Source organism: Pseudonocardia sp. WMMC193 (genome assembly GCF_021728735.1).
GTDB lineage: Bacteria > Actinomycetota > Actinomycetes > Mycobacteriales > Pseudonocardiaceae > Pseudonocardia > Pseudonocardia oroxyli.
Genome location: NZ_JAKKDO010000003.1, coordinates 4,440,064 through 4,453,303, shown reverse-complemented (window position 1 = coordinate 4,453,303; position 13,240 = coordinate 4,440,064). Strand labels below are relative to the sequence as shown.

9 protein-coding genes and 1 tRNA gene are annotated in these 13,240 nt (G+C 73.4%); 3 read left to right on the top strand and 7 right to left on the bottom strand.

Annotated elements, in window-relative coordinates:
* Positions 1-272: 272 nt before the first annotated feature.
* A tRNA-Pro gene (locus tag L3X23_RS22995) sits at positions 273-349 on the bottom strand.
* A gap of 17 nt (positions 350-366) precedes the next feature.
* Entirely contained in the window at positions 367-1,302 is a 936-nt protein-coding gene (locus L3X23_RS22990) for a metallophosphoesterase (RefSeq protein ID WP_237194424.1), read from the bottom strand.
* A gap of 25 nt (positions 1,303-1,327) precedes the next feature.
* On the opposite strand from L3X23_RS22990, the gene L3X23_RS22985 reads away from it, so the two are divergent.
* A complete protein-coding gene (locus tag L3X23_RS22985; protein ID WP_237194422.1) occupies positions 1,328-1,792 on the top strand; it encodes a GatB/YqeY domain-containing protein in 465 nt (154 codons plus the stop codon).
* Between the two features lie 47 nt (positions 1,793-1,839).
* Here L3X23_RS22985 and topA read toward each other — a convergent pair whose 3' ends face one another.
* From topA to L3X23_RS22960, 5 genes are all read right to left on the bottom strand, one after another.
* Entirely contained in the window at positions 1,840-4,563 is a 2,724-nt protein-coding gene (topA, locus tag L3X23_RS22980; protein ID WP_374205003.1) for a type I DNA topoisomerase, read from the bottom strand.
* 372 nt (positions 4,564-4,935) lie between these two features.
* On the bottom strand, positions 4,936-5,790 hold the full coding sequence (locus tag L3X23_RS22975) for a hypothetical protein (RefSeq protein ID WP_237194420.1): 855 nt from the start codon (positions 5,788-5,790) through the stop codon (positions 4,936-4,938).
* 57 nt (positions 5,791-5,847) lie between these two features.
* Entirely contained in the window at positions 5,848-6,438 is a 591-nt protein-coding gene (locus L3X23_RS22970) for a hypothetical protein (protein ID WP_237194419.1), read from the bottom strand.
* Positions 6,439-6,510: 72 nt separating this feature from the next.
* Complete coding sequence (locus L3X23_RS22965; RefSeq protein WP_237198204.1) at positions 6,511-7,050, bottom strand: hypothetical protein; 540 nt, start codon at positions 7,048-7,050, stop codon at positions 6,511-6,513.
* A 131-nt stretch (positions 7,051-7,181) separates the two neighbouring features.
* On the bottom strand, positions 7,182-9,488 hold the full coding sequence (locus tag L3X23_RS22960) for a sodium-translocating pyrophosphatase (protein ID WP_093086858.1): 2,307 nt from the start codon (positions 9,486-9,488) through the stop codon (positions 7,182-7,184).
* Between the two features lie 288 nt (positions 9,489-9,776).
* Here L3X23_RS22960 and L3X23_RS22955 point away from each other — a divergent pair, with 288 nt between their 5' ends.
* Both L3X23_RS22955 and L3X23_RS22950 read left to right on the top strand, forming a co-directional pair.
* On the top strand, positions 9,777-10,733 hold the full coding sequence (locus L3X23_RS22955) for a serine hydrolase (protein WP_237194414.1): 957 nt from the start codon (positions 9,777-9,779) through the stop codon (positions 10,731-10,733).
* 45 nt (positions 10,734-10,778) lie between these two features.
* Positions 10,779-13,220 carry a DEAD/DEAH box helicase gene (locus L3X23_RS22950; RefSeq protein ID WP_374204900.1) on the top strand — a complete coding sequence of 814 codons (2,442 nt, stop codon included), beginning with the start codon at positions 10,779-10,781 and terminating at the stop codon, positions 13,218-13,220.
* The last annotated feature ends 20 nt before the right edge of the window (positions 13,221-13,240 follow it).

Genomic DNA, 13,240 nt, shown 5'->3' with positions numbered 1-13,240 from the left:
GGTCCAACGCCCTTCGGACGGTCGGAGATCCGGACGATCCGAAACCTGAGCCACGCGCGATGGAGCCCCCGTCGGGCTCAAGGCCTCTCGGATGGTCGGGCGCCCGGACGATCAGGGACCTGAGTCGCACGCATCGTGCAGGCATGGGCCGCCAAGCCGACAATGCCGACCCGCACTGCCGGTCCCACGCGCCCGGCGCGGCGTCTCCGACCCGGTGCGCCGGGCCCGGACGGCAAGAAGGCCCAGGTCGGAGCGACCTGGGCCTTCTGTGATGGTCGGGGTGACAGGATTTGAACCTGCGACCTCTTCGTCCCGAACGAAGCGCGCTACCAAGCTGCGCCACACCCCGATGAACCGTGGAGAACTCTACCCGACCGTTTCCGACGCCTGCGCGGGGGTGGCCTTCGACCGCGCGGGGGCCACCGGGCGGGGCAGCAGGGTCAGCAGGCTGACCTCCGGCGGGCAGGCGAACCGGACCGGCGTGTACGGCGAGGTGCCCATCCCGGCGGACACGTGCAGCCAGGTGTGTGTGCCCCAGCGCGACGCCCCGCGGGCCCGGGACCGGTCGATCCCGCAGTTGGTGACGATCGCGCCGTATCCGGGCAGCCGGAGCTGACCGCCGTGCGTGTGACCGGCCAGGACGAGGTCGACGCCGTCCGCCGCCATGCCGTCGAGCACCCGCGGCTCCGGCGAGTGGGTCAGCCCGAGCCGCAGGTCCGCCGTCATGGGGCCCGAGACGCTCGAGTAGCGGTCGAGCGAGAGGTGCGGGTCGTCCACGCCGACGACGCCGATCCGGCGCCCGTCGACGTCGAGGAAGAGGCGCTGGTGCGTCGCGTCCTGCCAGCCGTGCTCGACGAACCCGGCGCGCAGGTCCCGCCACGGCAGGGGTGCCCCGTGGATCCGGCGCTGCGAGGGGCGCAGGTAGCGGGCCGGGTTCTTGGGGGTGGGGCCGAAGTAGTCGTTGCTGCCGAAGACGAACAGCCCGGGCCGGTTCAGCAGGGGGCCGAGCGCGGTGAGCGCCGCGGGCACGGCCTTGGGGTGCGCGAGGTTGTCGCCGGTGTTCACGACGAGATCCGGCTCGAGCGCGGCGAGTTCGGCGACCCACCGCTTCTTGCTCTCCTGCCCCGGTGTGAGGTGCAGGTCGGAGACGTGCAGGATCCGCAGCGGCCTGCTGCCCTCCGGCAGCACCGGCAGCGCGACCTCGCGCAGGGTCCACCGACGCGACTCGTACCCGGCGGCGTAGGCGACGCCCGCCAGGCCCGTGGTGGCGGTGCCCAGGGCGAAACGCGCGAGAGGATGCACGGCGGCCAGGGTACGTTGCTGCCTTGTGAGCACCTTGAAGGAGCGGCTGCGCAGCGACCTGACCGCGGCCATGAAGGCCCGGGACGAGCTGGTCAAGGCAACCCTGCGGCTGACCCTGACCGCGATCGGCAACGCCGAGGTGGCCGGGACCGAGCACCGCGACCTGTCCGACGAGGAGGTCCTCAAGGTCATCGCGAAGGAGCAGAAGAAGCGCGAGGAGTCCGCCGAGGCCTTCGCGGCCGCGGGGCGCACCGAGCAGGCCGCGCAGGAGCGCGCCGAGGGCGAGGTGCTGGCCGGCTATCTGCCCACGCAGCTCACGGATGCGGAGCTGAGCGAGATCGCCGCCGCCGCCGTCGCCGAGGTGACGGCGGAGACCGGCGAGGCCCCCGGCCCCCGTCAGATGGGCCTGGTCATGAAGAAGGCCACCGCCGCCGCAGCCGGTCGCGCGGACGGCAAGCGCCTGAGCACCGCGGTGCGGTCCCTGCTCTGAGCTCGTGAGCGGCGATAGTCGCCAGGGCGACTATCGCCGCGCACGGGTTACTTGGCCGGGGCCTTCTTCGCCGCGGGCTTCTTCGCGGGGGCCTTGCGCTTGGCCGGGGCCTTCTTCACCGGGGCCTTGGCGCGGCGTTCGGCGAGGAGTTCGCTGGCGCGCTCGTCGGTGATCTCCTCGACGCTGTCGCCCTTGCGGAGCGAGGCGTTGGTCTCGCCGTCGGTGACGTAGGGGCCGAAGCGGCCGTCCTTGATCACCATCGGCTTGTCCGTGGCGGAGTCCTTGCCCAGCTCGCGCAGCGGCGGGGTGGCCGCGGCGGTGCGGCGGCCGCGCTGCTTGGGCTGCTTGTAGATCTCCAGCGCCTCGTCGAGGGTCACTGTGAACAGCTGCTCCTCGCTGGTCAGCGAGCGCGAGTCCGTGCCCTTCTTCAGGTACGGGCCGTAGCGGCCGTTCTGCGCGGTGATCTCCTCACCGGACTCCGGGTCGGTCCCGACGATCCGGGGCAGGCTGAGCAGCTTGAGCGCGTCGTCGAGGGTGACGGTCTCCACCGACATGTCCTTGAACAGCGACCCGGTGCGCGGCTTGGTCTTCGCCTTCTTCGCCGCGGCCGCCTCCTCCTCGGACAGCAGCTCGGTGACGAACGGGCCGTAGCGGCCCTCCTTGGCGACGATCTCGTGCCCGGTCACCGGGTCCGTGCCCAGCGTGCGGCCCTCCTGCGGCACCGAGAACAGCTTCTCGGCGATCTCCTCGGTGAGCTCGTCCGGCGGGAGGTCCTCGGGCAGGTTGGCGCGCTGGGTCTTCGGCTTGCCCTCGGCGTCGACCTCGCCGGTGGGGCGCTCCATGTACGGCCCGTACCGCCCGACGCGCACGACCGCCTCGCGGCCCTGGCTGTCGGTGAACAGCGGGATCGAGTTGATCGTGCGGGCGTCGATCTCCTCGAGGTTGACGCCGACGAGCTTCTTCAGCCCGCCCTCGCGCGCCACCGACCCCTCGGCGGATGTGCCGTCGCCGAAGTAGAAGCCGGTGAGCCACGCGTTGCGGGTGAGGTTGCCCGAGGAGATGGCGTCGAGCTCGTCCTCCATCGCAGCGGTGAAGTCGTAGTCGACGAGCCTGCCGAAGTGGTGCTCCAGCAGCCCGACCACCGAGAACGCGACCCAGCTCGGGACGAGCGCGGAACCCTTCTTCCACACGTACCCGCGGTCCTGGATGGTCTTGATGATCGACGCGTACGTCGAGGGCCGCCCGATCCCCAGCTCCTCGAGCTGCTTGACCAGGCTCGGCTCGCTGTAGCGGGCGGGCGGGTTGGTCGAGTGCCCCTCCGGGCTCAGCTCGGCCGCGGTGAGCGCCTGGCCCTCGGTGAGGTTCGGCAGCCGGGACTCGGCGTCGTCCGCCTGCTCGTTCGAGCTCTCCTCGACGGTCTCGACGTAGGCCTTGAGGAACCCGGGGAACGTGATCGTGCGGCCGGAGCTGGCGAACACGACCTCCTCGCCGGTGGCCGCCGTGCCGTTGATCCGGATGGAGACGGTGGTGCCGCGCGCGTCCGCCATCTGCGAGGCGACCGTGCGCTGCCAGATCAGCTCGTAGAGCCGGAAGTCGTCCCCGTCGACCTCGCGGGCGATCTCGCCCGGGGTGCGGAAGGTGTCGCCCGCGGGGCGGATCGCCTCGTGGGCCTCCTGCGCGTTCTTGACCTTGCGCGTGTACTGCCGGGGGGCCGACGGCACGTAGGAGTCGCCGTAGAGCTCCCGGGCCTGCGCGCGGGCGGCCTGGATCGCGGACTCCGACAGCGTGGTCGAGTCCGTACGCATGTAGGTGATGTAGCCGTTCTCGTACAGCCGCTGCGCGCTGCGCATGGTGCGCTCGGAGGAGAACCGCAGCTTGCGGCCCGCCTCCTGCTGCAGCGTCGACGTCATGAACGGGGCGTACGGCTTGCGGGTGTACGGCTTCGAGTCGACCGACGCGACCGTCAGGTCGCGGCCCTCGAGGCTCTCCGCCAGCCGGCGGGCGCTCGCCTCGTCGAGGACGGTGACGTCACGCCCCTTGAGCTTGCCGTCGGCCCCGAAGTCTCGGCCGGTCGCGACGCGGCTGCCGTCCACGCTGACCAGCCGCGAGCCGAACTGGCGCGGCGTGGCCTCGGCGCCCGCGTCCATGGTCGCGGCGATGTCCCAGTAGCCCGCGGAGACGAACGCCATCCGCTCGCGCTCGCGCTGCACGATCAGCCGGGTCGCCACCGACTGCACGCGCCCGGCCGAGAGCCGCGGCATGACCTTCTTCCACAGCACGGGGGAGACCTCGTAGCCGTAGAGGCGGTCCAGGATGCGCCGGGTCTCCTGCGCGTCGACCAGGTCCTGGTCCAGCTCGCGGGTGTTCTCCGCGGCCGCGCGGATCGCGGGCTCGGTGATCTCGTGGAAGACCATCCGGCGGACCGGGATCTTCGGGCGCAGGGTGTCCAGCAGGTGCCAGGCGATCGCCTCGCCCTCGCGGTCGGGGTCCGTGGCGAGGAGCAGCTCGTCGGCGTCCTTGAGCAGGTCCTTGAGCTCGGAGACCTTCGACTTCTTCTCCGGCGTGACGATGTAGAGCGGGTGGAACTCGTTGTCCACGTCCACGCCGAGGCGGGCCCACGGCTCGCCCTTGTACTTGGCGGGCACGTCCGCTGCGCCGCGAGGCAGGTCGCGGATGTGCCCGACGCTCGACTCCACCACGTAGTCGTTGCCGAGGTAGGGCTGGATCTTCTTCGCCTTGGTCGGCGACTCGACGATCACCAGGCGGCGCACCCGGCCGCCCGCGGCCGTGGTCGATCCCGTCCCGTTGCGACGACCACCCCCGGCCGCGGCGCTCTTGCGACGCGTCGAGGTGCCGGCGGCCTTCTTCTCGGTCGGCTCGTCGGTCTCGGTGCTCGTCGTTCCGGTTGCCACGTTGGTCCTACTCCATCCCTCCGGCAGCGCCGCCGGTCTCGTACCGGCCGCCACCGTCCTCCGGGTCTGTCATGTCCGGAGCGTCACCTACGGTAACTCCCGGTTCGACCCTGGGCCGACAGTATTGCTCTCCGTCGGCCCCGCGCCGCCACGGTCGCACATCGACGACCGCTGTCGCATCCCTCACACCCTCCCGCGGTGTCGGGGAGCGAGCGGAGCGTAGCCCGATGGTCAAGTGCGGCTTCGACCCCAGTACCGCGGCCATTCGGCCGCATCGACCCCCTCCGGCGGGGGGCCGACCAGCTCCACCAGGCGGTGCATCCTCCGGGCTCCTGTGATGCGCAACGCCGGTCCGGCCGCGCGGCATTCCCCCGTCCGGTGGTGGGTGCGGCAGGTCGTGACGGGCTCCGGGCCGGGGAGCTCGGGGAGATCGTGCAGGTCGTGGAGGTCGACGACGGGGAGGTCGTCGGGATCCAGGAGGGTGTCCGGGTCCGCCGGATCCCGACGCTCCCGGCGCACGGGAGCCGGGGGCGGGACCCGCTCGACCGGTTCCTCGGGTGGCTCCGTCTCCGTGTCCGCGCGCGCCGTGCAGGCCGGGCACCGGGGCAGCTGGACGCGAGCGGGCGGCAGCCCGAGCCGCGTGGTCCCGGCGATCAGCCGGTCGTGGGTGCCGGGCGCCCCGCCGTCGAGCGGGAGGAGGTAGCCGCCGCGCCCGTCGGGGCGACCCGCGGCGAGCACCCACAGTCGCAGCGCCGTGCCGTCGAGCTGGAAGTCCGCGGGCACCCGCTTGTGGTCCGGTCCCGTCGGGTCCGTCCAGGCGCCGGCCAGTCCGGCGAGGTCGCGCCGGTAGGCGGTCCGCAGCTCGCGGCCCACGCAGCTGTGCCCGCCCGCCTCGAACGTCAGCCCGAACGGCGCCGCCGCGGCGCGCAGCGCCCGCTCCCGACCGGGGTCGGCGGCGTCCAGGCTGATCCGGGCGGTGACCCCGCCGCCGAACCGCAGCACCCGCGCCGGCCCGCAGAGCAGCCCGCCGAGGTCGGCGAGCGACGTCGGCCGGGCCTCCGCCGAGAACAGCGACAGCTGCGACACGTCGCGCAGACTAGAACATCTGTTCGATCCGTGTCGCGGGACTCGCTCGAACGAGCGCTACCGGGGGGTGCTGGCCGCCTGCAGCTGCCCACAGGCCGGGGCCTGGTCGACGGCCTTGGCCAGCCGCGGGGAGGTGCGCAGGTCACCGAGCACGTCCGGCGCCGTGACCTGCGCGAGGCTGGTCTGGGTCTCGCCGAGCGCGGCCTGGAAGGCGGGCACGTTGTTCGGGTCCGACGCGTCGACCTTCGCCTTCGCGGCGCTGATGTCGCTCTGCAGCTTCTCCAGGCCCGCCGTGGCCCGGGCGACGATGTCGTCGCCGCCGCCGACCGGCGCCGACCCGACCTGCCCGAGCTGGTCGCGGCTCTGCTGCAGGCCGGTCTCGGCGCCCGCGAGGTAGTCCGACAGCCGCTGCTTGATGCCCGGCAGGTCGGCCCCGTCGAAGTTCGGCTGGGCGAGCACCGGTCCGGTGAACGTGAGGACCGCGCCGCACACCTTGTCCACCCAGGCCACGGGGTCGGCCCCGCGGCCCGCGGTCGGCTGGGGTGCCGGATCGGCCTGCGGCACACCGGCGACGGCGCTGGCGCACCCGCCGACGGACAGCAGCCCGCCGAGCAGGACTGCGGCGACGAGCCGGGACGGGCGCTGCACGAGAACCTCCGGTGACGAGTGGGCCGCCCGACACTAGGGCACGGCGGGCGGCCTTCGCGAGCGCCCGTCGGCTCAGCCGCCGCTGAGCCGGGAGAGGTCCTGGCAGGCGGGAGCCTTGGCCGCGGCGTTCGTGACCGCCGAGTCCAGGCCGGCGAGGGGGTCCTGGTCGGTGTCCTGCAACGCCAGGACGGGCGCGACCGCGCCCTCCATGTCCCGCGGCAGCGTCCGCGAGTCCAGGTCCAGTCCCTGGACCTGGGTGTGCGCCTGGCGGAACGCGTCCCGGTAGCGGGTGAGCTGGTCGCGGAACTTCGTGACCGCCTGGTCCCCGCCCTCGACGGGGGAGGCGCCGAGGCCGTCGAGGTCCGCGAGCGAGGTGTCCAGCGCCGAGGCCGTGTCGCCGAGGTAGGTCGCGAGGCTGCGGGCCTGGCCCTCCGGATCGGTCGCCGGGGCGGGCCCGACGAGCGCGGCCTCCCGGAACGTCGCGTACGAGCCGCACAGGCCGTTCGTCCAGTCGATCGTCGCCTGCTCGTCCGCGCCGCCGCAGCCCGCGACGAGCAGACCACAGGCGACCACCGCCGCCGTCGCGGTCCTACGGGCCCACCGTGTCGTCATCCGTCCTCCGAGTCCGCCCCCCGCTGTTCGGCACCCGGACGGTAGCGGGGGCGACCCGGACGAACGAGGCCGCCCGCCCCGAAGCGGGACGAGCGGCCTCATCGGTCGCCGAACGGGCAGGTGTGATCCGCCTAGGCGACGGGGCTGTCCGCCGGGGTCTCCTGGATGGAGGAGGTGCGGCGCTTGGACACCGTGATCGCCGCGACGATCACCGCGACGGCCACGAGCGCGATGATGATCCGCACCGGTGCCGAGGCGCTGTCGCCGACGCTGAACAGCACGACGGCGGGCGCGATGAGCACCGAGACCAGGTTCATCACCTTGATCAGCGGGTTGATGGCCGGGCCCGCGGTGTCCTTGAACGGGTCGCCGACGGTGTCGCCGATGACCGTGGCCTCGTGGGCCGGGGAGCCCTTGCCGCCGTGGTTGCCGTCCTCGACGAGCTTCTTCGCGTTGTCCCAGGCACCACCGGAGTTGGCGAGGAAGATCGCCATCAGGGTGCCGCAGGCGATCGCCCCGGCCAGGTAGCCCGCGAGCGGGCCGACGCCCAGGCCGAAGCCGACCGCGATCGGCGCGAAGATCGCCAGCAGGCCGGGGGTGGCCAGCTCGCGCAGCGAGTCCCGGGTGCAGATGTCCACGACGCGCCCGTACTCGGGGCGGACCGTGCCCTCCATGATCCCGGGGTTCTCCCTGAACTGGCGGCGCACCTCGAACACGATGGCGCCCGCCGCGCGGGTGACGGCGTTGACCGCCAGCCCGGAGAACATGAAGACGACCGACGCGCCGATGATCACGCCGACCAGCGTGTTCGGCGAGAACACCTCGTTGGCGAACGCGGTGCCCGCGTCCTCCAGGGCCACGCCCGCCTTGCTCAACGCCTGGCTGATCGCGTCCCGGTAGGACCCGAACAGGGCGGTCGCCGCGAGCACCGCCGTGGCGATCGCGATGCCCTTGGTGATCGCCTTCGTGGTGTTCCCGACGGCGTCGAGCTCGGTGAGGATGTCGACACCCTCGCCCTCGACGTCCCCGGACATCTCCGCGATGCCCTGCGCGTTGTCGGCGACGGGGCCGAAGGTGTCCATCGCGACGATCACGCCGACGGTGGTGAGCAGGCCCGTGCCCGCGAGGGCGACGGCGAACAGCGCCACCGTGATCGACCCCGTGGCGAGCGTGAACGCCCCGAAGACGGCCGCGCTGATGACGAGGGCGGTGTAGACCGCGGACTCGAAGCCGATCGAGATGCCGGACAGGATGACGGTCGCGGCGCCGGTCAGCGAGGACTTGCCGACGTCCTGGACGGGCTTGTCCTCGGTTCCGGTGAAGTACCCGGTCAGCTTGAGGATGGCCGCGGCCAGCACGATGCCGATGATCACGGCGATGGTCGCGATGATCCGCGGGTCGGCCCCGCCCATGTCCGCGACGACCGAGGAGTCGGTCGGGTTGCTCAGCCCCGCCCAGGTGCCCGGCAGGTAGACGAACGCGGCGATCGCGCACAGCACCGCGGACACGCCCGCCGAGATGTAGAAGCTGCGGTTGATCGTCGTCAGGCTGCCCTCGCCGACGCGGGTCCGGGTGATGTACACGCCGAGCACCGCCGTCAGCACCCCGATCGCCGGGATGATCAACGGGAACAGCAGCCCCTGCAGGCCGAACGCCGCGGTGCCGAGGATCAGCGCCGCGACCAGCATGACCGCGTAGGACTCGAAGAGGTCCGCCGCCATGCCCGCACAGTCGCCGACGTTGTCACCCACGTTGTCCGCGATGGTCGCGGCGTTGCGCGGGTCGTCCTCCGGGATGCCCTGCTCGACCTTGCCGACCAGGTCGGCACCGACGTCCGCGGCCTTGGTGAAGATGCCGCCGCCGACTCGCATGAACATGGCGAGCAGCGCCGCGCCGAAGCCGAAGCCCTCCAGCACCTTCGGCGCCTGGCCCGCGTAGACGAGCACGACGAGCGCCGCGCCGAACAGGCCGAGGCCGACGGTGAACATGCCGACGACGCCGCCGGTGCGGAACGCGATCCGGGTCGCCTTCTCGCGGCCGCCCGCCTCGCGCGAGGCGGAGGCGACGCGGATGTTGGCGCGCGTGGCCAGCCACATGCCGAGGTAGCCGATGGCGGCCGAGAACCCCGCACCGATCACGAAGAAGATCGACCGGCCTATGCGTTCGCCGATGTCGTCGGCGGGGAGCGCGAAGAGCAGCAGGAAGACGATCACGACGAAGATGCCGAGCGTCTTGAACTGCCGTCTGAGATAGGCCTGGGCGCCCTCCTGGACCGCCTCGCCGATCCTCTGCATCTCGGGGGTGCCGGGGTCGGCGCTGAGTACTTCTCGGAGCAGCTTGTAGCCGATGGCCAGGGCCGCGAGGGCGACGACGGCGACCACGCCGACGACGATCCGATCCCCCGATCCCAGCTCGAGCCCCAAAGCGGGCACGGTCATCCGACCTCCTGTTGCGTCGCAGTGCGTCAGTGAGACCTGTCGAGCCGTGGAGATCGCGCGACGGCAGCCCTGACGTCGTCGGCACCCGACCGCCGCGACGGTGCGGCCGCCGGATGCACACGCAGAGTGTGGCCGATGTCGCAATTGAGATCCACACCACTCCCCCCGCCGACAGGGTGAGGTGATCGACAACACAGTCGTGCGGTTGCCGGGTGTCGGTGCCTGCCTGATGCTTGAGAGATCTACCACCGAGGCCGCACCGTCAGCGGGACTCGCCGGATCGGCCTCGTGGCCGTCGGGGTCGTTCTGGCGATGGGCCCGCTGTTGCTGAGCGCGCCGGCGACCTCCGCGCCGGCGCCCCTCGGGGCGCCACCCGGCGATCCGGATGTCGCGGAGCTCTCCGTCGTGCTGGCCGCGGTGCCCGAAGCCGAGCTCGCGGGGCTGCTCGCGCTCGTCCCCCGGGAGCCGGAACCCGAGCCGGAGCGGGAGCGGGGGATCGCCGCGGCCGCCGTCCTCGCAGCCACCACGGCCGCCGCGGTCGTGCAGGGCCTGGACCTGCGGATCGCGGTGCTGGACCGGGAGCTGGGGGAGTGGGCCTCCGCGGGTGCCGCGGCCGAGCCCACCTACGCCGCCTCGCTGTCGAAGCTGGTGGTGGCCGTCGACGTGCTCGACCGCCGCACCGAGGGCCTGGAGGTCGGCGACACCGACCTCGACCTGCTCCGCCGGGCACTCGGACCCAGCGACGACGCGGCGATGAACGCGTTGTGGTCGCGCTTCGACGGCGCGCACGCCGCCTCCCGGCTGGCCGGGCGGCTCGGGCTCGCGGCCACCCGCGATCCCGCCGACCCCTCGCAGTGGGGCGAGATGCTCGTGTCCGCGGAGGATCACCTGCGGCTCTACGACCACGTGCTGGCCATGCCGGCGCCGGACCGCGACTTGATCATGGACGCACTGGGGTCCGCGCCCGCGGTGGCGCGCGACGGGTTCGCCCAGGACTTCGGGCTGCTCGCGCCGGGACTGGCGGACGGCGCCGGGCCGGTGGCGGCGAAGCAGGGCTGGATGTGCTGCTTCGCCCAGCGGTACTACCTGCACAGCGCGGGGGTGGTCGGCGTCGGGTCGCGGTTCGTCGTGTCGCTGCTCAGCACCCGGCCCCGCGCCGCGGGGTGGGTGGACGCCCGCGCAGGCCTGGACGGGGTCGCCCGCGCGCTCGCCGCGACGCTGGCGGGCGCGATCCCGGTGGGGTGAGCCCGTGTGCACAGCCTGTCGGGGGTGTGTGCGAGCCTCGACGACGTGCATGACCAGCGGATCGTCGAGCCCGCCGCGCCGGCGGTCCGCTCCGCCCGCGGCCTGGAGCTGCTCGGGCGGGTGCTCGCGGGATCCGGGGTGGACCCGGCCGCGCCGGTCCTGGAGCTGGGGCCCTCGGGCGAGCTGCCGCCCCTGGACGGACTCGACCCCGCGGGCGACCCCGCCGACCCGCTGAACCCGCTGCGCCACGCCGTACGGCTGCCGCCCCGCCCGGGCCGAACCGTGGACTGGCCGGGGTGGGCGCCGCCCGAGGTCGTCGAGGCGTTCGGGCGGATCGGCGTCGCGCGGCCGTGGAGCCACCAGGTCGAAGGGGCGGAGCTGGCGCACGCCGGGCGGGACGTGGTGGTGGCGACCGGCACGGCGTCCGGCAAGTCGATGGTCTACCAGCTGCCGGTGCTCACCCGGCTGGTGACCGACCCGCGGGCCACGGCCCTCTACCTCGCACCCACGAAGGCCTTGGCCGCCGACCAGCTCCGCACCCTGCGCGAGCTCGACCTCCCCGCGGTGCGCCCGGCGACGCTCGACGGGGACACCCCGATGGACGAGCGGGACTGGATCCGCCACCACGGCCGCTGGATCCTCAGCAACCCGGACATGCTGCACCGCTCGGTGCTGCCCCGCCACGGTCGGTGGGCGCAGTTCCTGCGCAGGCTCAGCGTGATCGTGGTCGACGAGTGCCACACCTACCGCGGGGTGTTCGGCTCGCACGTCGCGCTGCTGGTGCGCAGGCTGCTCCGGGTGGCCCGCCGCTACGGCGCCGAACCCGTGATCGTGCTGGCCTCCGCGACCGTGGCCCGGCCCGCCGAGCACGCCTGTGCGCTCACCGGCCGCTCCGTGACGGCGGTGACCGAGGACGGCTCGCCCAGCGCCGGTCGGACCGTCGCCCTCTGGGAACCCCCGCTGCTCCCCGAGCTGACCGGCGAGAACGGGGCACCGGTGCGCAGGCCCGCGTCGACCGAGTCCTCCCGGATGCTGGCCGACCTGGTCCTGGAGGGCGCCCGCAGCCTGGCCTTCGTCCGCTCGCGCCGCGGCGCGGAGACGACCGCGCTGGGGGCGCAGCGGCTCGTCGCGGACGTCGACCGCGACCTCGTGGAGCGGATCTCCGCCTACCGCGGCGGGTACCTGCCCGAAGAGCGGCGCGAGCTGGAGGCCGCGCTGATGAGCGGCGAGCTGCTCGGGGTGGCCACCACCAACGCCCTCGAGCTCGGCGTGGACATCGCCGGGCTGGACGCGGTGATCGTCGCCGGGTTCCCCGGCACCCGCGCCTCCTTCTGGCAACAGGCGGGCCGGGCGGGCCGGGCGTCGGACGAGGCGTTGGTCGTGCTGGTGGCCCGCGACGACCCCATGGACACCTACCTCGTGCACCACCCGCGGGCCCTGATCGGCGCCCCCGTCGAGAGCTGCGTGCTGGACCCGACCAACCCGTACGTGCTGGCCCCGCAGCTCGTGTGCGCCGCGGCCGAGCTGCCGATCACCGAGGCGGACGTGGCCGCCGTGTTCGGCGGCCGACCTGCGGCGCAACTGCTCGACGAGCTGGTGGAGGACGGCGTGCTGCGCCGCCGCCCGACGGGGTGGTTCTGGCCCTCGACGCGGGAACAGCCCGCCGCGTCGGTCGACATCCGGGGCTCCGGGCTGGGTCAGGTCGCGCTGGTCGAGGCGGGCACGGGCCGGATGCTCGGCACGGTCGACGGTGCCTCCGCCCCCGGGACCGTGCACCCCGGCGCCGTGTACCTGCACCGCGGTGAGAGCTACGTGGTCGACGATCTCGACCTCGACGCCGGGGTGGCGCTCCTGCACCAGGAGGAGCCGGACTGGCGCACCGACGCCCGGTCGACCGCGGACGTCGACGTCGTCGCGGTCCGGTCCCGCAGCGACCACGGGCCGGTGTCGGTGTACTTCGGGGACGTGCGGGTGACCGGGCAGGTCGTGGCCTACCAGCGCCGGGCCGCAGACGGTGCCGTGCTGGAGACCGTGCCGTTGGACATGCCCGCGCAGGAGCTGGAGACGCGGGCGGTCTGGTACACGGTCGACGACGCCGCGCTCGCGGACGCGGGTCTGGACCCGGCCCGCATCCCCGGCGCCCTGCACGCGGCGGAGCACGCGGCGATCGGGCTGCTGCCGCTGTTCGCGATCTGCGACCGCTGGGACATCGGCGGGCTGTCCACGGCGCTGCACCCCGACACCGGGCTGCCCACCGTGTTCGTCCACGACGGACACCCGGGGGGCGCCGGGCTCGCCGAGCGGGGGCACGCGGTCCTGGAGCGCTGGCTGCGGGCGACCCGGGCGGCCATCCAGGACTGCGGCTGCCGCACGGGCTGCCCGTCCTGTGTGCAGTCGCCCAAGTGCGGCAACGGCAACAACCCGCTGGACAAGGCGGGCGCGGTGCGGGTGCTGGACATCGTGCTCCGGGCGCTGGCGACCCACTGACCCGCCGCGAGGGCGGTCCG